At 46.9% G+C, this 21,456-nt stretch carries 21 protein-coding genes; 19 read left to right on the plus strand and 2 right to left on the minus strand.

All coding sequences use genetic code 11. From position 1 onward, the window contains the following. Nucleotides 1–24: 24 nt before the first annotated feature. The 4 genes from ACED36_RS03755 to ACED36_RS03770 all read left to right on the plus strand — a co-directional run bounded on the left by ACED36_RS03755 (nucleotide 25) and on the right by ACED36_RS03770 (nucleotide 5,506). The gene (locus ACED36_RS03755; protein ID WP_371732826.1) at nucleotides 25–2,385 is read left to right on the plus strand and encodes a hypothetical protein; all 2,361 of its coding nucleotides are present in this window, start codon (nucleotides 25–27) and stop codon (nucleotides 2,383–2,385) included. A gap of 154 nt (nucleotides 2,386–2,539) precedes the next feature. Further along, nucleotides 2,540–3,610: a glycosyltransferase gene (locus tag ACED36_RS03760; protein WP_371732827.1), complete on the plus strand. Its 1,071-nt coding sequence runs from the start codon at nucleotides 2,540–2,542 to the stop codon at nucleotides 3,608–3,610. Nucleotide 3,611: 1 nt separating this feature from the next. Continuing rightward, the gene (locus ACED36_RS03765) at nucleotides 3,612–4,844 is read left to right on the plus strand and encodes a glycosyltransferase family 2 protein (RefSeq protein ID WP_371732828.1); all 1,233 of its coding nucleotides are present in this window, start codon (nucleotides 3,612–3,614) and stop codon (nucleotides 4,842–4,844) included. A gap of 8 nt (nucleotides 4,845–4,852) precedes the next feature. Then, nucleotides 4,853–5,506 (plus strand): sugar transferase, encoded by a 654-nt coding sequence (locus ACED36_RS03770; RefSeq protein ID WP_198928791.1) that lies wholly within the window; start codon nucleotides 4,853–4,855, stop codon nucleotides 5,504–5,506. A gap of 135 nt (nucleotides 5,507–5,641) precedes the next feature. Here ACED36_RS03770 and ACED36_RS03775 read toward each other — a convergent pair whose 3' ends face one another. Further along, on the minus strand, nucleotides 5,642–6,067 hold the full coding sequence (locus ACED36_RS03775; RefSeq protein ID WP_016959163.1) for a DUF4399 domain-containing protein: 426 nt from the start codon (nucleotides 6,065–6,067) through the stop codon (nucleotides 5,642–5,644). Between the two features lie 193 nt (nucleotides 6,068–6,260). Beyond that, nucleotides 6,261–7,928: an FAD-dependent oxidoreductase gene (locus ACED36_RS03780; RefSeq protein WP_371732829.1), complete on the minus strand. Its 1,668-nt coding sequence runs from the start codon at nucleotides 7,926–7,928 to the stop codon at nucleotides 6,261–6,263. 239 nt (nucleotides 7,929–8,167) lie between these two features. On the opposite strand from ACED36_RS03780, the gene ACED36_RS03785 reads away from it, so the two are divergent. The 15 genes from ACED36_RS03785 (at nucleotide 8,168) to ACED36_RS03855 (ending at nucleotide 21,442) form a co-directional block, all read left to right on the plus strand. Next, nucleotides 8,168–8,608 carry a YeeE/YedE family protein gene (locus tag ACED36_RS03785; protein WP_016959161.1) on the plus strand — a complete coding sequence of 147 codons (441 nt, stop codon included), beginning with the start codon at nucleotides 8,168–8,170 and terminating at the stop codon, nucleotides 8,606–8,608. A gap of 9 nt (nucleotides 8,609–8,617) precedes the next feature. Then, entirely contained in the window at nucleotides 8,618–9,064 is a 447-nt protein-coding gene (locus tag ACED36_RS03790; RefSeq protein WP_016959160.1) for a YeeE/YedE family protein, read from the plus strand. Between the two features lie 780 nt (nucleotides 9,065–9,844). Beyond that, nucleotides 9,845–10,042 carry a Flp family type IVb pilin gene (locus ACED36_RS03795; protein ID WP_016959159.1) on the plus strand — a complete coding sequence of 66 codons (198 nt, stop codon included), beginning with the start codon at nucleotides 9,845–9,847 and terminating at the stop codon, nucleotides 10,040–10,042. Between the two features lie 22 nt (nucleotides 10,043–10,064). Then, nucleotides 10,065–10,496: a prepilin peptidase gene (locus tag ACED36_RS03800; RefSeq protein ID WP_241819161.1), complete on the plus strand. Its 432-nt coding sequence runs from the start codon at nucleotides 10,065–10,067 to the stop codon at nucleotides 10,494–10,496. Nucleotides 10,497–10,499: 3 nt separating this feature from the next. After that, nucleotides 10,500–11,273 carry a Flp pilus assembly protein CpaB gene (cpaB, locus tag ACED36_RS03805; RefSeq protein WP_016959157.1) on the plus strand — a complete coding sequence of 258 codons (774 nt, stop codon included), beginning with the start codon at nucleotides 10,500–10,502 and terminating at the stop codon, nucleotides 11,271–11,273. Nucleotides 11,274–11,284: 11 nt separating this feature from the next. Next, nucleotides 11,285–12,637, plus strand: a complete 1,353-nt coding sequence (locus tag ACED36_RS03810; protein ID WP_371732830.1) for a type II and III secretion system protein family protein — start codon at nucleotides 11,285–11,287, stop codon at nucleotides 12,635–12,637. Next, nucleotides 12,634–13,188 (plus strand): hypothetical protein, encoded by a 555-nt coding sequence (locus ACED36_RS03815; protein ID WP_016959155.1) that lies wholly within the window; start codon nucleotides 12,634–12,636, stop codon nucleotides 13,186–13,188. Before ACED36_RS03810 ends, ACED36_RS03815 begins: the two co-directional genes overlap by 4 nt. 12 nt (nucleotides 13,189–13,200) lie before the next feature. Then, nucleotides 13,201–14,463 carry a cellulose synthase operon protein YhjQ/BcsQ gene (locus tag ACED36_RS03820; protein WP_016959154.1) on the plus strand — a complete coding sequence of 421 codons (1,263 nt, stop codon included), beginning with the start codon at nucleotides 13,201–13,203 and terminating at the stop codon, nucleotides 14,461–14,463. Between the two features lie 6 nt (nucleotides 14,464–14,469). Further along, nucleotides 14,470–15,747, plus strand: a complete 1,278-nt coding sequence (locus ACED36_RS03825) for a CpaF family protein (protein ID WP_016959153.1) — start codon at nucleotides 14,470–14,472, stop codon at nucleotides 15,745–15,747. After that, nucleotides 15,744–16,670 (plus strand): type II secretion system F family protein, encoded by a 927-nt coding sequence (locus ACED36_RS03830; protein ID WP_016959152.1) that lies wholly within the window; start codon nucleotides 15,744–15,746, stop codon nucleotides 16,668–16,670. Before ACED36_RS03825 ends, ACED36_RS03830 begins: the two co-directional genes overlap by 4 nt. Further along, nucleotides 16,670–17,536 (plus strand): type II secretion system F family protein, encoded by an 867-nt coding sequence (locus ACED36_RS03835; protein ID WP_016959151.1) that lies wholly within the window; start codon nucleotides 16,670–16,672, stop codon nucleotides 17,534–17,536. The genes ACED36_RS03830 and ACED36_RS03835 overlap by 1 nt, the downstream gene beginning before the upstream one ends. Beyond that, on the plus strand, nucleotides 17,536–19,035 hold the full coding sequence (locus ACED36_RS03840) for a tetratricopeptide repeat protein (RefSeq protein ID WP_016959150.1): 1,500 nt from the start codon (nucleotides 17,536–17,538) through the stop codon (nucleotides 19,033–19,035). The genes ACED36_RS03835 and ACED36_RS03840 overlap by 1 nt, the downstream gene beginning before the upstream one ends. A gap of 36 nt (nucleotides 19,036–19,071) precedes the next feature. Beyond that, a complete protein-coding gene (locus tag ACED36_RS03845) occupies nucleotides 19,072–19,572 on the plus strand; it encodes a TadE/TadG family type IV pilus assembly protein (protein WP_241824019.1) in 501 nt (166 codons plus the stop codon). Further along, nucleotides 19,556–20,107, plus strand: coding sequence for a tight adherence pilus pseudopilin TadF (gene tadF / locus ACED36_RS03850; RefSeq protein ID WP_016959148.1), 552 nt, complete (start codon nucleotides 19,556–19,558; stop codon nucleotides 20,105–20,107). The genes ACED36_RS03845 and tadF overlap by 17 nt, the downstream gene beginning before the upstream one ends. A 9-nt stretch (nucleotides 20,108–20,116) precedes the next feature. Further along, nucleotides 20,117–21,442: a TadE/TadG family type IV pilus assembly protein gene (locus tag ACED36_RS03855; protein ID WP_016959147.1), complete on the plus strand. Its 1,326-nt coding sequence runs from the start codon at nucleotides 20,117–20,119 to the stop codon at nucleotides 21,440–21,442. The last annotated feature ends 14 nt before the right edge of the window (nucleotides 21,443–21,456 follow it).

The following is a 21,456-nucleotide window of genomic DNA, read 5'->3' on the forward strand; positions in this document are numbered from 1 at the left end:
GTTGAAGTTGAAGAGGATAAATTCATGAAACATTGGCTACTGTCGCTAACACTGATGCTTTGCACGCCAGCACTTGCCGATTTAAGACTCGATAAAACCGAGTTAATCGACATATCGCAAACCAGCATGTTGTTGATCTCCGGGAATAACCTGACCGCTTCCGATGTCATTATCGTCATACGTGCAGATGACACCAAGAACCCTGGATACTCAGATCGCGCCAACATCGAGCGTGTGATCCCACAAGGTAGTTTTGAATTGCAGATCCCGTTTGCCAGCTTGCGTACCCCCAGCGGCCGCCAATTGGATCTCAACAAACTGCAGCAAATCATCGTATTTTCTGGCAACAGTGAGCGCGGTTTCGCTCTGTCCAATGCACGAATTGAAACACCAAAACCACTTGGGGAGAATGTGTATGCGTGGGACCTTGGCCCAGTAGGCAGCGCAATATGGCCGGGCTTTCAACCACTCACCATCAAGTCAGGGTTGTTGACGGGACCGGGGCTCAACGCCATTGATCGAGGTGCCCGCGCACAAGCTGCTGATGCCCTGACCATTGATGGTATACGTGGTATCGAATCCGCAGCACTCCCTCTGCCCGCAGGAAATTGGCAAATCACCCTTTGGCTTCGCGATGCCGGCGAGTGGGAATACCTTCCCCATCCACTTCAGCGCAAGATTACTGCCAACGGCGAGCCTGTATTCACTCAAAACATGTCACCGACTGAATGGATTGAAAACGTCTACCTTGGCCGGCGCAATGTAGATATTTCGCCCAATAGCAGCAGTTGGACACATTATGGCGAACGTAAAAGTGACCGTGTCACTTTCAACATTTCCAGTGATGGCAATCCCGTGATCTTGCGGTTAAGTGGCAAAACAACCGATGCCCAGTTTATGAGTGGCATTCTGGCTGTCCCACAGAGTAACCCGCTGATTTTGGACATGCTCACACGCCAACGCAAAGTATGGTGGGAGAAGAATTGGCCCATCGCAAATTGGAAGAAATGGCCAACCGGACAACCTCGCCTACAAACCAATACCACAGAAACCAACGTCGCACCGGGTACATCTGCTGTGCTTCAATTTGCGTTTGAACAAGGCAATATTCCCGGCGCACCCATGGTGATGCTGCGCCAACCCGTGTTGAATGGTGTTTCCATTCCCGCCAATTGGCACTGGAGTCAGTGGCAATTAACGCGGACGCATCTCTCTTCAACACTGTTAGAGGCAAATGATGACTTTTTACGTTATGGCTTAATGCCAGAAAACGAGGGCGTTGCAATGCCGCGCCGCATGGTTATTCGTGTCGATGTACCCACCGCAACACCACCCGGTATTTATCACGGAGAACTGTTTGTGATGATGCAAGGTAAAAGCCTAAAGGCACCGTTTTCCATTAACGTGGTCAATGCGTCTTTGCCTGATATGACCAAACCTGTTGGTATTTATCTTGAACCGTCGGTGCACTTTGGATGGTTTAAGGAACTCGCCGCCATAAGCCATCAAGCCACGTTGTGTGATCTCACCTTTTTGAGAACATTGGGACTCACGGGGATCTCACCGCCTTACCCCACGCCACAAAACACCGAGGCACTTCAAGCGTTCGAGGACATGTCTATCACACTGAATAAAATGGGTTTTCGTGAATCCATGGCCTACACACCCGCGAAACGGCTGACACAATCACTCGGAGCAGGAAATGCAGCCAATGTGGTAGCGAATATTGAACAGCAACACCAACAACGTCTGCAAAGCACGCCGTATTGGTCAATCGCCGATGAACCGAGCAACCCTGGTAATGTTGATTTATTTAAAGACATGCATCGTCAGTTTTCTATCTTTGCCCCGTCCGCAAAATTAGCCGGACATTTAAACCATGACAAAGACAGAGAATACCTCTCCATGTTCGATTTGATTTTGATAAACGACGGCTATGGCGTGGACAAAAACGAAATACAGCAAGCGCAACGGGATGAACGCAAGGTGTGGTTGTATAACTTACCCAACCCACGTGCTGCCGCAGGCTTCTACCTTTGGCAGTCGGACGCTGACGGCTTTCTCAAATGGCATGGGCGAATGCCAACCGCCGATCCGTTCGACCCCACTGACGGACGAGAATATGATGTGCAGTTTCTCTACCCATCAAAGGAACCTTGTCCTGAAGAACCTGATATCAACATCACGCTCTACGACATCATGGAAGGTATTACGGATTATCGCTGGGTGTTATGGCTGCAGAATAAAGCCCAAACGAACCCTGACGCCAAACGTCTTCTGACTCAATTGAAACGTGATGTGCCGGATACATGGGAAGCCATGCTAAAAGTCACACCTCAACAAATGGAAACATGGCGCCAACAGATTATTCAACTCGCTCAGTGACAGTCAAGGCGACTCTCAGAATGAGAAAACACTAAGCCGGAGAATTTTTTTCCGGCTTAGTTCGTTTTTAATCAACACATTATACTCACCAAAAAAAGTGGCACGTCTTCTGCAATAACACTCTCAGTTGTTCGTTTTTTTACTCGAGGTTGTCATGAAGACCATTGTTCAGGTAGTGCAACATCTCAGACCAGGCGGATTAGAAGTGATGGCGTTAGAGCTGATGAAGTTCTCTCATCACGGTCACGCAATGAAGATTGTCAGCCTTGAAGGTGATGCAACATCCGCCCTTGCAGCATGGCCTCGTCTTCGCGAGTTTGATAATCAGTTGGTGTTCATGAATAAAGCACCGGGGTTCACGCCATCAACAGTGGTCTCACTCAAGCGCCTGCTCACATCGTTAAATGCAGACCTTATCCACACTCACCACATTGGTCCGTATTTTTACGGCGGCCTCGCCGCTTTTCTTAGCCGTATCCCTCATGTTCATACCGAGCATGATGCTTGGCATTACAGCAACAAGCGCCACCAAATGCTGCATCGTATCGTTTCTATATTTGGTAACCCTATTCGCGTTGCCGATGCTGATGTAGTTGCCCACGCCCTCTCTTCAATATCAGGCATGAATGACATTCGCGTGATCAAAAATGGGGTAGATACGGCGAAATATGTACCAGGTGAAAAAACTGCTGCACGCGTTGCGATGCAACTGCCCACCCACGTAAAAATGGTAGGAGCAAGCGGACGTCTTGAGGAAGTTAAAGGACACGGCGTGTTGATTTCCGCCATGGCCGAGTTACCTAGCCACATTCACCTCGCCATTGCAGGTTCTGGCTCAATGGAAATGCAGTTAAAAGATAAGGCCAAATCCTTGAACCTGAGCGATCGCATTCACTTTCTCGGTCATGTCGAAAACATGCCGCAGTTCTACCAATCACTCGATTTATTTTGCCTGCCGTCTTTCAATGAAGGGTTTCCGCTTGCCCCATTGGAAGCCCAAGCCTGTGGTATTCCGACTGCCGTGACCAACGTTGGCGGTGCAGTAGAAACACTGTGCCCCGAATCAGGGCTGATACTCAAAGCCGGTGACGCAAATGATATGGCGGAAAAAATCATCACCCGAATTCATGGCGTCAAATCATCAAACCCACGCGCATTTATCTCGAAACACGCAGACGTACGCACCATGGCACATGCCTACGATTCTCTCGCAGAGGGTCTATAACATGACACATCAACTGATTTTCTGGCTTACGGCCATCAGCATATTTTTGGTGATATACCATCACCTCGGCTATCCCCTACTGCTAAAACTGCTGGTGCGCCGTCCTTCTTCTAACGAAGAAAATACACACGAAGGAACGCCTGCTCGAGGCTACCGTGAAAGTGTTGCAGATAGCGACTTGCCGACCATTAGTGTCCTGATGCCAGCTTACAACGAAGCAAACTGGATCGCAGACAAGATCCGTAACCTCGCAGCACTGGATTACCCAAGCAACAAGTTACAGGTGATATTGGCCTGTGATGGATGCAGTGACGATACCGCAAACATCGCCCGCCAAACTGCCGCGGAGGCGCTGTGTGCTCACCTTAATGTCACGGTGATTGAATATACAGAGAACGCAGGAAAAGTCGCGGTGATCAATACCACCATGCCGCAAATCAAATCGGACATTGTGGCGTTCAGTGATATCTCGGCGCTGATTTCTATCGATGCGTTCTACATCGCGGCTCGCCATTTTCAAGACCCAACAGTCGGTGTGTTGAACAGCCGTTACTGCTTGCTTAACCCCGCCGAAGGAGAGCAAAAATACTGGGATTATCAAAGCAAAATCCAGAGCAATGAAGCTCAACTGGGTTCATCGCTTGGTGCACATGGCGCGTTGTATTTCATTCGAGGCCATCTGTTTACACCATTAGCGCAAGACACCATCAATGATGATTTCGTGTTGCCAATGCAAATCGTGGAAAAAGGCTTTCGTGCTGATGTCCACGATGCGATTCAAGCCGTAGAGCTTGAGCCAACCAATGCACATCAAGATTTTCGCCGCCGCCTCCGTATTGGCGCGGGGAACTGCCAACAACTTCTGCGTCTTTTTCGTTTACTCAACCCTGCGCGTGGTGGCATCGCCTTCACGTTCGCATCAGGAAAAGGTTTGCGAGTATTGATGCCCTTTTTCATGCTAACCGCTTTGTTGGGTAGCGCACTGCTTGCACCATCAAATGGGTTCTTTGCCCTTGCGGTGCTCGGTCAAATCTTCATCTATCTTGCGGTGGGTTTTTGGCACCTTTCGGGCTATCAGCCCAAAGGCAGTATCGCGAAATCGCTGGTGTATTTGGTTACAGGACACACCGCCAATTTCATCGGTACGTTACGTTACATCACAGGCTTAGAGACAGGGAAATGGACCCGCATCTCTGAGGTGTCGAAGAATACTCACAAGGAAGCATCAAAATGAATCTCATCATGAATTTGAACGCGAACGTGAACAGCGACATCAACCCCATCACAGCGAAAGCAAAACGTGGATTCGACATTTTCTTTGCTTTAATTGGACTGGGGCTAACCCTTCCGCTGTTTCCTCTGATTGCGCTTGCTATCAAGATCGACAGCCGTGGTCCGGTATTCTTTAGCCAAATGCGTATCGGTCGTGCGTTACCTGACAGAAGTCTGATTTTTGAAATGCTGAAGTTCCGCACCATGCGTACCGATGCCGAAAGCGTTTCTGGTGCAACATGGGCGACCAAAACGGACCCTCGTGTCACACGCATTGGTCGTTTTCTAAGAAAAACACGCTTGGATGAAATCCCACAATTTATCAATGTACTCGTAGGTGATATGTCACTGATCGGCCCACGCCCTGAACGTCCAGGTTTCTACCAAAAGCTGGAAAACGCTATCCCTTACTTTGCAGAGCGTACATACGGCGTAACACCAGGTATCACGGGTCTAGCGCAAGTTAATCAAGGCTACGACACTTGTATTGACGATGTGCGATCTAAAGTGGGATACGACCACTCTTATGCATTGGCGCTTTCATCACCAATAACGTGGTTCAAGATGGATTGCTACATCATGGTTCGTACTATTGTCGTGATGGTATGTGGTAGAGGCCAGTAACCCCAAAGGCGGTCATTCATACATTTGATTCATCACAAAAAACGCCGTTTCCCTTCGCGAAAAAGCGAGCCGGAAACGGCCTTTTCATGCGTACACAATTGACGCTAGCAGGTCATTGAGATGACTTAATTTAGGTTACTGAACATTAATGGTGATTTTTTGAGAGAGAACGGGTTTGTCATGGGGGATATGCACAAAATCCGCCAGCAACAATTGTAGTGTGTGCTTACCTTTAGGCAATGTCAGCAGGGTTTCAGTTTGCCCTCCCCCAAAGTGCTTCACATTATCATTGGCGGGTAGCGGTAAGGCAAAATCCACCAGCGAATCGACATCAATCAGCAGGTGATGGTGACCCGAGTTGGGTTGATTATCACCCGCTGGTGCGACATCCATGCCTTTTAACCCAAACACCACTTTGAAGGTCTCAGGTACAGTTTCACCATCTTTGGGTTGCACAAAATACACATCTGCACCGGCAGCAGAAGGCGTAGCCGCGAGTAACGATGAAGGCAGAAGCGAAGCGGTTACAAGCAATAGCGATGAGAGCAGTGCATGTTTCATAATGTTCCCTTAATAAAGCCGTCTAACAGCTTTCAGCATGACTGATGTTGAGAAGGGATAAGTGTCAGGAAATGGGACTTTGCAAAAAAATACCGCCCAATCAAAGGGCGGCATGGTGAATCATTTTTCAGGGGTCAATTAGCGCGATGTCATCCGCCATGAGGCGTAATATTGAAACGTTAGCATTGAGACGTTAGCATTGAGACGTTTTCCACGTGCGATACCCACCAATGAGGTTTTTCACTATAAAGCCACTGTTCGCCAATTGGCGATAGGCCACGTTTCCGCGCAAGCCCACCTGACACGCCACAATGATTTCTTTGTCTTTCGGCAGTTCATTCATACGCCCGCGAAGTTGATCAACGGGGATATTAATAGCGCCGGGGAATGTACCGACCGACTCCAGCTCACCCGGATTACGCACATCTAACAGAACTTGGTCGGCGGTTAAATTCGTCAACGCGTCATAATGAATGCCATTAACGTCGCCTTTCATCACGTTGGTTGCCACAAACGCCGCCTGATTAATCACATCTTTCGCGCTGCCATAAGGGGGGGCATACGTCAGCTCTACATGTTGTAGCTGTTCAACGGTCATACCCGCGCGCTGTGCAACCGCCAAGATATCAATGCGTTTATCAACGCCATCTTTACCAATAGCTTGCGCACCCAGAATTTTGCCCGATTCTGGCGAGAACAGCAGTTTCAGTGATACCACTTCCGCACCCGGATAATAGCTCGCATGGCTGGCTGTGTGCACATAGACTTTCTCATACGCCATTTCATCACGCCTGAGTTGCTTCTCATTCTTACCGGTTGAAGCGACAGCCAAATCAAACACTTTACAAATCGCCGTACCTTGCGTGCCTTTGTAGGTTTCGTGTGCGCCTAACATGTTGTCTGCCGCCATGCGTCCTTGACGGTTTGCTGGGCCAGCAAGTGGCACCACGGTTTGCTTACCTGTCAAAAAGTCTTTTTCTTCGATGGCGTCACCCACGGCATAGATAAACGGATCGCTGGTTTGCATTTCATCATTCACCCAAATGCCGCCAAGCTCGCCAATTCTTAGTCCCGTGGCGCGTGCCAATGTGGTTTCAGGGCGAACGCCAATCGCCATGATCAATAACTCGGTGTTCAAGCTCTCACCGTTACTCAATTGCAGTGTGAGTGCGCCACGTTCTGCGTCATCTGCTGCTGCCTGAAACTCTGCCGATTGCAACGCAACCCCCAAACGCAAATCAATATCTTTTGCGCGAATTTCTTGATGAACAAATCCTGCCATTTCTTTGTCTACTGGCGTCATGACCTGATCAGCCATTTCTACCAATGCAGTTTCAATGCCTAATTGATGAAACGCCTCCATCATCTCTAAGCCAATGAAGCCACCACCAATCACCGTCGCATGTTTAGGTTGATTGTGTTTGATAGAAGTAAGGATCTTGTCCATGTCTGGAATATTGCGAAGCGAGAAAGTAAGCGGGTTATCAATACCGGGAATAGGCGGTACAACAGGGCTCGCGCCGGGACTGAGAAGCAAGAAGTCATAACTTTCCGTGTACTCAGTGTCGTCGAGCAAATTTTTAACAGTAACGGTTTTAGCTTCACGTTGAATACTGATGACTTCGTTCATCACGCGGACATCCACGTTGAATCGCGATAGGAAACTTTCAGGGGTTTGCAGAAGAAGCTTGGCTCGGTCTTTAATGTCTCCGCCAATATGATATGGCAAACCACAGTTCGCAAACGACACAAAGGGGCCGCGCTCAAACATAATGATCTCAGCACTTTCACTCAATCGACGGGCACGTGCCGCGGCTGAGGCTCCACCTGCAACGCCGCCAATAATAAGGATCTTCGCCATAACTCACTCCTGTGTTTCTCCACCTACGAATGCATCGTGGTATCGAAAAATGATACATAAACAAAAATGGGGGACTCGTCGTTTTCTGTCAGTACGAGCCAATAACTGCTACACTATATTAGATTAAACTCATATACAAGACTCTAAATTAGCATTGACTTAAATAAAGATCGTCGTATGATTAATATCATCATAAACGCATATGCATTTGTTTAATTGAAGAAAATCAGGGAGTAGTTATGTCGTTTCAGATCCCTTGGGATACATTCTCTTGGAGCCCATTGTTCGGTGGAATGCTACTCGGTGTTTCAGGGTTGGTACTGCTCGCTTTCAACGGGCGTATTGCCGGAATCAGTGGCATAGTCGGTGGGTTGCTCAAACCACGAAAATCCGAATTTTCTTGGCGCTTGTTGTTTCTTAGCGGCATGGTTATCGCGGGTTTGACTGCCCCTCAGTTCGGATTCGAATACCCAGACCTGTCTTCTCTCGCACCAAGTATTTCGCCGATGATCGCAGTTCTCGCGGGCTTACTGGTCGGCATCGGTACTCGGCTTGCCAATGGCTGCACAAGCGGTCATGGAATTTGCGGTATGGGTCGGTTATCTAAACGTTCTATCGCCGCTACGCTAATTTTTATGACGGCAGCGTTTGTCACCGTATTTTTACGTCTTCACGCCTAGGAGGTTTCTATGTTTTTTCGCGCAATCGCACTATTAGCAGGTTTACTTTTCGGCTTGGGCATGATGATTTCTGGCATGGTGAACCCTACCAATGTAATTGGTTTTCTCGATATTTTCGGCCAATGGAACCCAAGTTTGGCATTTGTAATGGGCGGTGCGCTGCTTGTGTTCATGCCGGGTTATTTTTTGTTGATTCGTCGACAACCCAAACCCATGCTTGCGGAAACATTTTGCTTGAGTGACAACCAATCGTTAGATAAACGATTGGTCTCGGGTTCTGCGCTGTTTGGCATAGGTTGGGGCTTGGCAGGCATCTGTCCAGGACCTGCCATCACACTGCTTGGTTCTGGCTCTGGCTCCGTCGCACTGTTCTTTCTAAGCATGCTCGCAGGAATGTATCTGGTAAATATCGTTGACGACAAACGCGCAGCGCTCGATATTAGCCCACAGCGTTAATTTTCATATTCGCTTTTTTGCTTAATCATTTGCCTCTCACATTACTCCCACCTCGCACACGATAGCTAAGTCATCTAAAGAAACCTGTTCAGCGCGAATATTCACCCTCGGAAGAGGGTCTGAATCCTGCCTCAGGAATCCTGAAATCACTCGGGTCTATCGTTAAAAAACAAAAATATCGACCTCCCGCTTTTCTTTTCCACCTCACAAAAGAACAGCCCAAAAAACGTAACCATATACACTCATCGCATAAAATATTGGGCAAAAGAAAGAGAAAACCAAAGTGCACATTTAATAACCACCTTTACACTTTGACTAACTTTCATTTATAAGTGCTCAATTATTCATGCAGATTATTATGCACCCAATAAATCCTGAAATTTAAATAGTATAATAAACCGTCACTCCTCATGTTTTTCTATGTGATAACCATCAAATAAATAGAATAATTAACAGTGTCTCATTTGTTCTCAACCATGATAAGCGACGTTTAGTTTCATATATCCAACCGTGATGTAAATCATGTCATTGACATCAAAGCATTAAAACGATCGCTTATGAAACAGAGAGTAAACCCAATCATCCGTCTTATAACTGAAGCAACCAACGGTATATGACATAAAAATAGACAAAACCGATGGTGGATAATTTTTAATATCAGTTATATCTTATTGTGAAGTATGTGCTTATATATTCTTCAAGGGAAATTCGCTTAAAGAGTGGTTATGCAAGCACATGCTTCTCTTAGTAAATATCATCTTAAACAAACGGAGCTTATCTATGTCATTATCTCAAATCACAAAGCGTTTTATTAATGACGAACGTGGCGTAACAGCAGTTGAATATGCAATACTTGGCGTTGCGATTTCAGCAATCATTCTGGCAGCTGTCGCAAACGATTCTACTCTTGGAACGGCTATCAGTAACGCTATGACTCAGATTTCCACCAATATCACCTCTGCTAACACTGGGGGCTAATTCACTCTAACGGGTTAGCTCGTTGAGCGCTTTAGAACTGCTTTTAATCTCTGGCTCAATAGCAGGGATGGCGACTGATATTTTACATAGAAAGATAAGCAATAAATTGTGCTTTGGCATTCTTCTAACATGTCTATTATTGGCATTTTTCGAACAGAAATTGCAACTTCATGTATATCAATCTCTATCTGTTGTCGCTATTGGGCTAGTGCTATTTTATTTTGGGATTTTAGGGGCAGGAGACACAAAGTTATTTTCAGCATATGCACTCATTATTGACACCCAATATTTCTCATTAACAATATTCATTATTAGCTTTCTAGGCGCAATAACAGCATTAGTCATTTTGGTTATGCAATTCATATCAGAAAACAAAACCAATAAAGGTGTGCCTTATGGCGTTCCCATTGTGGTTGCGAGTTTGTTTAGCATTTATTTAAGTAAGTTGAATTAAACCATGAGCCAACGTGTATTCTTTCTTATTGCTTTACTGTCCATAGGTGTAGGCGTTTTAGGCCTAAGTGGGTTTTTCCAAAGTAAGCACACTACCGCATCCGGAATATCGAATATTTCCTATCAGGTTGCTCAACTAAAATCATCGGTTAAACGCGGTGATACTCTGACTCGTGAAAACATCCGATATTTCAAACTGCGAGAAGAAGACGCCCTGAAAAATGGGATCGTCAGCGATATCATCATCTCGCATGTTCCCGGCATGGTCGCCAAACGCGATATTGGCGATGCCGTGTACCTTTCCTCGAGTGATTTTTTGCTCCCCAATGACCCCAATTATTTAGATGCTGTCATCAAAGATGGCATGTCGCCCTACGCCCTAACCATTGATCGAAAAGAATTTATTGGCTCAGGTATTTCAGTGGGGGATAAAGTTGATGTGATGATTTTAACCTCTGACGAACAGAATATTGGGGAAACGTCTAGGTCTACTTATATCGAGTCTTTCCGTTCACTTTCCGTGTCTCCGCTTCTGCGTAACATACGCGTATTAGCGATTGAAGATGACCACGATGAATTGCTTCCTCTCACGATTGAGCTCAATCGTGAGCAAATCGCCAAAATGGTGATCGCTCGTCGAATAGGCATTGTTGAAATCATCAAGGCATCAGGCAATGAGCTTTATAGCAGTGGTTCAATGAACGCTGATACTCACGATGTACTTCCTAACTTCAAATCCGTTACTGAAATTCGTGGCCAAAATAAGGCCTTTAACTAGAGAGCAAGAACATGCGACGCCATTACTTATCTGTCATTTTTTCTGTTGGCTTGCTCCTCGGTGGCACCTCTTCTGCTTTTGCTGCTGGAATTTTAAACCTAGGGACAGGGGACGCGCGATCTTTGTCCTTTGATGCCGTGATCGGCACCGTTTTCATCTCCGATCCAGACGTCGCCGACTATCAAGTTATCGACAACAACCGTCTTGTCGTTTTTGGACGTGAAATAGGCACCACCACACTGATTGTTTTTGGTGAAAACAGTCGAACACTCACCAAAAAGAAAATTGTCGTTAACCAAAGCCTCACCAAGATTGAGCAAATTTTGGCGATTCAATACCCCAATGTCGAAGTGTCAGTGCTTAACCTTGGCGAGCAAGTCGTACTTTCAGGTTTTGTGCCCACGCAAAAAGAAAAAAATGAGATCTATTCCATTGTTGGGGAGTTGTTGAAAAAGAAATTCACCGAACGGCGAACGGAATGGAAAACGTCAACACGAGAAAGTTTCGATATCGATTTCATGGCGCGACGCACCTATGACGGATTAGTGAATAATCTAGAAGTCGCGGTCACAAAACAGGTCAACGTCAAACTCACCATTGCGGAGGTCAACAGCTCGCTGGTTAACGAACTGGGCATTAAATGGGGAACGATCTTTTCCGACGGATTTGGCGGTAACGGACAGTTCTTTAGAGGCATTACTGGCTTTAATGGTAGCGCGACCAACATTGCGGCTTACATCTCAGCCATTAATGACGACAATGTCGGTCAAGTGCTTTCGGAGCCGAATGTTTCGGTGATTTCTGGCGAAACGGCAAGCTTCTTAGTCGGCGGTGAAATCCCGATCACCTATCGTATTGATGATGGCTATCGCATTGAATATAAAGAGTTCGGTATTGGCCTTGATTTGGCTGCCGAAGTGCTTCGCGATGACAAAATCAAGCTGTCCATCATGCCGCAAGTCAGCTCAGTGGACAGTCAATACGGCGATACCTTACTCGACATCCCATCATTTAAAGTACGACGCGCTCGCACCACGTTAGAACTGGGTGACGGTGACAGCTTTGTACTGGCAGGCTTGCTCAGCAGTGAAGATGAAGAAGCCTTATCTAAAATTCCGTTTATCGGTGATGTGCCTATCTTGGGTGCTCTTTTTCGCCATACCTCAACAACCCGCCGAAAAACCGAGTTGATTATCGTCGCCACGGTTTCACTGGTGGAGCCAATTTCTTCAACCAACGTCAAACTGCCCAGTATGCAGCGAACGTCCGCACTGTCTCGGTTCTTTGGTGTAGGTATAAACAGTTCTCCTGAAGTGTCGAAGTGGCAGGAAGAAATCCTCTCAACTGGAGGCTTCAAAAAATGATGATCATTAAGCACAGAGCAACACTATTTCTTTCGTTAGCACTTGCAACCACCTTAATGGGCTGCGCCACAGGGCCTGCTATTACGGGTAGCCACCTATTAGTGACCCCTGTTGTTTACGAATATTCGGTGACTGTCAAAAATAAGGCTCTGCAGCACGCGCAGAAAGAAATTTCAGCATACTTGGAGCAAAACGAATATGCATTGTTGGTACATGGTGCCACGATTTCATGGAATGGTAGACACGGAAAGACGATTGCGAAACATGCACAACAGTGGCTCATAAAACGCGGTATCTCTCTGGATAAATTGTTGCTCTCAGAAGCCAAAACCATGAGCAAAAGCACGGGAACAAAACAAAGCAACGTGACCCTGTCCACCACCATCCATCAGGTACAAAACCCAGCGTGTGGTTACGCCGTTATCGGTCAATATCATCGTAACAATGATGGTTGTATCCATGAGGCGATGCGATGGGAATCCATGGTGTATCCGGAAAACAAGCTTGCTGGGCAAGGACGTCTTTCTATCATCACACCAGACACCCTATAAAGGAGGTTATCTATGTTAGATTTTGGCGATCTCCTAAAAAAAGAAACGACTGACAGCGAACCTGCGATCGGGAGCCAGCATGGCCTGAAGTCTCTGCAATTCTTTCGTACTGAAGAAGTTAAAATTCTGGTGGATGAGACCTTCAGATTTGATGGTCACTCAGTCCCCATTTCCTATGCGTACAAATTCAAAGATATTCCCACGCAGGTCGAAGAGCATAACGCTCAACTCGTGGTCATTGATTTAGTTGGCTGCCCAGACACGCTCAAAGAGTGTCGCCAGTTATCTGCTCGGCTACCCTCTTATCTTTCTGTCATCATTCTGGGGGATGTGGATGCAATTTCAGTGATCCGAGAATTAAAATCACTGGGCTTTTACTACCTTTTTTGGCCTGTCGATAAAATTGAGTTGGCCGAGTTTGTTGATACGGTCGTAACGCGACATATTGAAGCGAACTCTCTCCACGGTCGACGCAAAGCCAAGCGTATTGGTGTAATTGGCATGCGTGGCGGCGTGGGCACCACCATGCTCACCGCAGAACTTAGCTGGATTTTATCCAACGATAAACAGACGTCGTGTCTTGTTGTCGATCACAACTACCTTTCCAGCAATCTCGATATTTTCCTCGGCATCAAAAACCGCGAAAAACGGCGGCTTAACGATACAGAAACCGGCGGGGGAGAAATCGATCAAACATCATCCAAAAACCTCGTCACACGCGTGAGTAACCGCCTTGATTATCTCGCCCTCGGACTCAGCGACGAACGATCTGCAGATCTGGATGAGATGACTGAATTGGTGCTCAATTATCTCGCCCCAGACACGAATTTTATTCTCGACGATTACTCCGCGTCCGTCGGGTTTGATATACAGCCCAGAAACTTATTAAAAACGCTGGATGTTGCCGTGCTGGTGATGGAACCGACCATTTCTTGTCTACGCGAAACCGCCGCGATGCTCAGTAAAATGAAAAAATTATTCGAAGAGCCCGAATACAAACGCACCGTGCGTATCATTTTAGTGTTGAACAACCACCGTGCTTCCCGCTTTAACAGCGTGACGCAGGCGGAAGTCGAAAAGTACCTAGATGTTCCCGTCAACATTGTTCTCCCCTACGAGATCACGGTGGAAGAAGCGCTATTGAATGGCACCTATCTCAGTGCCGGGAAATCTAAAATTGGCACCCAGATCAAGCACCTTTGCTCACGGATCATCGGCGAAGAAATCGCCCCTAAACGTAAGCTTTTCTCCTTTACACGTTCCAGTAGCGAGTAATTATTTATGCTTGGTCCAAAGGAACTCTATCGCTCATTCCGCGAACGTATTTTTGATGCCATTGACGCGGAAGCCATTACCACGCTGTCAAAAGAAGAATTAAACAGTCAGCTCACCCAAGCCATTAACCTGCTAACAGAGCAGGACAATGTGCCCATGCCAACATCACTTCGCAATGACTATGTGAAGATGATGTATGACGAACTTCGTGGGCTGGGTCCCATTCAATCATTGATTGAAGATGACTCTATTTCCGACATCATGATCAATGGGCCTCAAGCCGTTTTCATTGAGCGAAACGGCTTGGTTGAGAAATCACCCATTACCTTTATCGACAACGAACAACTCCTTACCATCGCCAAACGCATTGCCGCCAAAGTGGGGCGTCGCGTTGATGAATCTGTCCCACTGTGTGATGCACGCCTTATGGACGGTAGTCGAGTCAATATCGTTTTACCGCCCATCGCCATTGATGGCGCGTCGATTTCCATTCGTAAATTCAAAAAGAAAAGCATCGGTTTTGGCGATCTCATTGAGTTTGGTGCCATGAGCCCGGAAGTCGCCAAACTGATGGTAATTGCCTCTCGCTGTCGGCTCAACATCGTGATTTCTGGTGGTACCGGCTCAGGCAAAACCACCATGATGAACGCCCTATCCCAGTACATTTCGGAAAGAGAGCGGATTGTCACCATTGAGGATGCGGCAGAACTGCGATTACAACAGCCTCACATTGTTCGTTTAGAAACACGCACAGCAGGCATTGAAGGCACGGGCGAAATTAACCAACGGAATTTGGTGATAAACGCACTTCGTATGCGCCCCGATCGCATCATTATTGGTGAGTGTCGTGGCTCTGAAGCCTTTGAAATGCTGCAAGCGATGAACACGGGACATGATGGCTCCATGACCACCCTTCACGCTAACAACCCACGTGATGCCATTTCCCGTATCGAAAGCATGGTGATGATGGCGACAGCGTCGCTCCCTTTGGAAGCCATTCGACGCACCGTAGTGAGCGCCGTCGATGTCATCATTCAGATCAGTCGATTACATGATGGTAGCCGCAAAGTGATGAGCATCAGTGAAGTGATTGGCATGGAAGGCCAGAACGTGGTGATGGAAGAAATATTCCGCTTTGAACACCAGGGGCTATCAAGTAAAGGCAAAGTGTTGGGTGATTTCGTGACCGCCGGTTTAATGGAGCGCTCTGCTTTGTATGAAAAGGCACGTTATTTCGGTCTTGAAAAAGAACTAAACAGCATTTTCAGTGGAGTAACTGCATGATTGCGAACCTTATCTATTGCCTATTCGTGGCTGTAGGTTTGTATATTTTTCACAAGCAAACGCGACTAAAAGCCCGCCGAGAAAGTATGCTTCGTGATAACAACCCACTGCCTGTCACACGATTTTTAGAAAACCGTGCCGTAGACATGGAAGCCCTAACACAAACTACCTTGCCACAGCGTATACGCCGATATGCTGAAAATATTTTCGCTGGCATTGGTGAATTTGCCGTACTAAAAATCATCGCATTTTACTTCGTCACTGCGTCTGCTGGGGTTTATATGCTCTCGACGCTATTCAAGGTCGGCACGCTTGCTGGTCTTGTTATTGTCTTGCCACTCGCGACTTTTTTAGGGATTCGCTATCTCGATATCCGCGCTCAACGGGCATTTGAAAATCATTTCCCTGATGCACTGAATATGATTGCGAGCTCGGTGTCTGCGGGCGAAAGTTTGCTTCACGCTATCCAATTTGTCGGTCAATCGCTCGACAACATTGTCGGAAAAGAATTTAAGATCATGGGGGAGCGACTGAACATGGGGGAGTCTACGGACACCGTTTTTCGCAAAGCCTGTTCCCGCTTCCCAACCCCTGCTTTTCAATTTTTTGTTATCTCTATGCGCGTCAATGTGAATCGCGGTGGACAGTTGCGTCATGTGATCACGCGATTAAATCGGGTGTTGTTTGATGCCAGAAGCATTGACATGAAAAAGCGCGCAATGACCGCTGAAGCAAGAATGTCAGCGTATATTGTGTGTGCCATCCCGTTCTTTTTCTTGTTTGGTGTCATGCGGTTACTCAGCCCGGAAAATTATGACTTTGTCATGAATAATCCTGAAGGTCGTCCTTTGCTTTATTACACATTGATTAGTCAAGCGATAGGCATGTCTATCATCACTGCCTTGATGCGGAGCGTAAAGTAATGAGCGGTTTATCGTTAGTACTGTACGCACTATTTTTCACCTTTGGGGGCGCGTTGCTGTTGACGATTGTCTATACCTCCATGCGTCGCCATCGCTCTATCAAAGGCACCTTGACAACCTCGGTTGAAAAGCCATCAGCCATGGCGGAGATTTCACGGATCGCGTCGAGTTTCTTTTCCGCTACCAACACCGAAATTTCTGAAAAATTTATCGGCGCGGGTTTCTACAACACACGCTTTGCCCCTTATTACTTTCTCGTGAAATACACCGTTGGCGCGGTGGGTTTCGGCATTATCTTATTTGCCGGTGATAAACCCCTGCTAGAAGACTACCAAACAAAAATCATGTGGTTGAGCCTGCTTGTGGTGCTGGTCATTATTGCGCCAGATATGTACCTCGAAATGCGCCGCCGTTCACTCGCGGGGAAAATCACCCGTCAACTTCCCTACCTACTCGATATCATGGGAGTTTGCGTTCAGACCGGTATGACGGTTGAAACCACGCTGTTCTACCTGACCTCAGAAATGGCTGCGTTTGACCGCGATATTGCCTACGTACTCAAACGACTACGAGACAGAGCGCAAACCGTGGGTTTAGACAAAGCCTTGCTAGAACTTCACGACCGTGTACCCGCCCCTGAAATGCACAGCTTTGTGATGACACTAACGCAAAGTATGAAACACGGCACATCTATCTATGAAGTGCTCTCTACGCTGGCGAGAGACATTCGTGAGATTCAGTTACTTTCGCTAGAAGAAAAAGCGGGAAAGCTATCATCGAAAATGTCTGTGCCACTCATTTTATTCATCGTGATGCCTATCGTGATTCTCATCACGGCACCAGGAATTATGAGGATGCTCGGATAATGAAAATACCCTTAGCGCTCGCCACAACCTTGCTGGTTGTGAGTTGTACCACCTCGTCACCTAGCGATTACGCACGCCAAAACGGCGAGAAACTTCTCATGGATTCTGGCAGCTATTCTGCACTCATCACACGGTATCAGACAGAATTACAAAAAGAGCCAAGTGCCGAGGTACGCCACAAGCTTGCCAATGTGCATTACTTAATGGGGGATCCTGAAGCCGCGATGTTCCAGCTCTCTCAAATTCCACCAAAGGCTCGGAATACAGCCGAACTTGCCTTGCTTCGCGCCAACGTGTTTTTCGATCAAGGCAAAATGCCATCAGCAGAACAATACACAAACGCAGCGATTCGCATAGATAACGAATTGGGCGAAGCACATAACTTGAGAGGCCTGATATTGGCTGGCAAAGGTCAATTGGCGGAGGCGAAAGTCGCGTTTGAATCGGCAAGGCAATTTCATTTCGATGATGCGACGGTCAAGAACAATCTGGCGATGATTGCAATGCTGCAAGGGGATTTTGATCAAGCCATTGATATTTTAATGCCTTTGGTACAAAGCGGACGTGCCGACGATACTGCCAAAGCCAATCTGGTACTGGCTTTTGCCAAAGCAGGACGTACCCGAGCATTTAGCCAAATGCTCGCAGGCAGTGAAAGCGATATCCATCTGGCTGAGAAATTCCAAAGCCTGAATAGCGCTAAGATCCATCATTCTCAGTTGACGCCGACGACCACATTAACAAACCTAACCCAATCCACTGCAGGGCTAAGCACTATCGCAAAAGTGCCATCGCCTTCACCAAACAACGCACCTTCATCAACAATAGCAAAGGCTCCTTCCTCCAACTTGGTTAAGGCCATGGATTCAGCCCAACCAAAACACAATGTAGAAAAAGGCATCAAACCCGTACTAGAAGCCAAGCCCGAAAAAACACAACCTAAGCCCTTAGCTCTCAAAGCCATCAATACGGCAGCAAACCAAGACATAGCGTCACAAATCGAGAAAACCAAAGAGCATGCCCGTGATCCTCTTACATTGGCGCGAGAGCGAGTAAAAGCAGCCAAAGAAAAAAAAGCAAAGCAGGTTGCCGAACTGGCCGCAACAGCAAAAGCAAAAGAAATTGCAGAAGCTAAAGCGAAAAAGAGAAAAACCAGCAGCAAAAAGCGCTCTCGCAAGCTCATTACTGCTATGCAATACCAACCTGTCACGGCCAACGGCAGTGGTAACGAACAGTATGTCGCCACGGCTGATTTTGAATTGGGAAAAGTGCGCACCATGTTCCTCGAGAAACGCAATAAATGGGTGTTTGACGTGCGAGGTGCAAAGGATTTCACCACCAAGAGAAAACAATACTTAAAAGAGGGGCCCGCAAAAATGATCGAGCTTGGCGAGCACAAAAACTACGTGCGAATTGTGCTTACGCTTCGTGATGGCGCGAAAGGTAAACCCGTTGTCGCTGTAGACGGTAACACGCTCACTATTCGCTGGGAGGCTTAACGATAAGCTATGCGTTTATTACCAAAAAACACAACAATGTCATCGCTTAAACAAAAGCCGTCGCACAGACGAGCCACATCAAAGAAGCAACAAGGTATTGTCAGTATCGAGTTCGCGATGGGTTTCATTATGCTTTTTTACTCAATGATTGCTTGGGCAGAAATATGTGTGATGGGCTTTATATCTTCCGTTGTCGATTATTCTATTTCAGAGTCATCACGCGCGGCACGAACCTCAGCCAATGCGGATTATGAAGCGCTATTTCGCGAAGCTTTGCTTGATAGCGACCAACTGTGGGTGAAGATCGTTGACCCAAACAAATTTGATGTCTCAGTGCGCTATTTCTCCTCCTTTAACCAAGTCAGTAATCCGGCATTTAGTGGCGGAAGCAACAGAGAGAATAATCCCATTGCGCTCTATCGCATCAGCTATGAATACAAGCCAATTTTTGCCCTATTTTTTGATGACGAGTCCGTGACACTGTCACGTGAAGTTTTTGGCCTACAAGAGTTTGAGCGTGATGCATTCAGTCAGTAAACAACGTGGTGTTTTTATCATCGAACTTTCGATGGTCTTACTCGTACTTAGCCTAATCATCGTGTTTAGCATGGACGTGGTGGTCAAACAAACCGTGAAAGGTAAGCTCGATCGCCTTTCCTATTCCTTAGTTAGCCTATTGCGAGAACGCTCACAGCTGTTCGAGGGCAATGAAACCATGACCTTCGACGAGGCCGCTAAGTCGTTTTCACTCATACAACGCTCGCTCAACAGCACCATGGGCAACTTCGACATTTCACGCCTAGGTATGGTGATCGAGCAGCAAAGATTCGATGCAAATAAAAACCCCATTACTGCCGTTGTGAACCAACATATTTTTACTCTAGGTGCATATTCCTGTGAGCCCGAGGAAGCGCTCAGGCAAAAAGTGGCTCTCTCTCCTGTGACTCAGTTTGACAACAAGTTGGCACTTTATCAGGTCACGCTGTGCTATCGCACCGACAATTGGTACGGCGATTTGGCTGGCGAAACATTCGAGCGCGTTCGCTCTATCTCTCTTTCTTTCGGTCGATAGGAAATCACCATGCAGGTTTCTTTGCCTTCTCATCAACGCGGCATTGCCTCCATCATCTTTGTCATCATCTTCCCGCTGCTTTTCAGTGTTTTCGCACTCGCGGTGGAATCGACGCGTTACCTACAAACACATGCACGGATCGGTGATAGCGTTGAAGTTGCGTCACTTGCAGTCGCCGCAAATGCAACCTTCGACACCACGACCAATCAGGAATTAGCAAAAGGTATTGTCGACGCGTATGTGCCTGATGGTGAAATCACCCTATCAGACATTAATATCGTCCGTAAAAGTTGCGATCAGATATACGGCAGCAACTGCGGGAAACCTGGGATATACGATAAAGAGGGGCTGGTATTCACCGAATACAGAGTCACTCTCAGCTCAGAATTTGAATCTTGGTACCCAGAAGATGACTATGCTGCTGGCTATGAAGAAACCTTGGTATTAGAAGGCTCAGCCGTCGCGCGAAAGTACCAAGGGTTTACTATTGATGTCGCCTTTGTGGCAGATTTTTCAGGCTCCATGCTGGATAGTTGGAATGGCGACACAAAGTACTTAGGCGTGATTAAGGTGATTTCAGATATCACTCAAAAACTCGAAGCGTTTAATGAGTCAACAGAACTTGAGCTCAATGGTCAGCGCATCCTCAACCGCGTTTCCTTAATTGGTTACAATATGTATCCCCATGATGGAAGCCGCTATTACAGCAATGTGGACTATTACGGGAACTATTCGAGCCTAACTTGGGAGTGGTGGAAAAACATTCCCAACATCAATTTTAATGCGACAGTCTCCGACCCACTAAATAACAAGCGTACCAGTATCACCGGCCGATACGCCCAGGATTATTCATCATTCAGAACACTCGATCTCACTGAAGACTTCCCGAGTTTTCGATCAACCATTTCGCGTTTCTATCCTTCTTACGGTACGGCGTCCTATGAAGGAATCATTGAAGCTGGGAAGATTGTTAACCGCGGCAAGAACGTGAGAAAACTTATCATCGTGCTTTCTGATGGCGAAGATTCTCCTAACCAAAATAATTCCAGTGACAATAGATACCCCGGCTATGCCGCACTTCAGCTCTACAACCGTGGCCTTTGCGATAATATTCTTAGCTCATTAGAAAGCAATAATATTGAGGGAAGACAAGTAGAAGCAAAGATTTTCGTCATCGGATTTGGCTATGACATTGATAAGAACCCGGGGCTAAAAATCTGTGCTGGCGAGGACAATATTCAATCGGCTGATTCGTATCAGGAGATCTACGACACGGTGCTCGAACTCATCAGCGAAGAAGTAGGCCACCTCTATTTCCGTCACTACGATCAATAACGCTCATTTCGGCT

The organism is Enterovibrio sp. FF113 (assembly GCF_041439165.1).
Lineage (GTDB): Bacteria > Pseudomonadota > Gammaproteobacteria > Enterobacterales > Vibrionaceae > Enterovibrio > Enterovibrio norvegicus_A.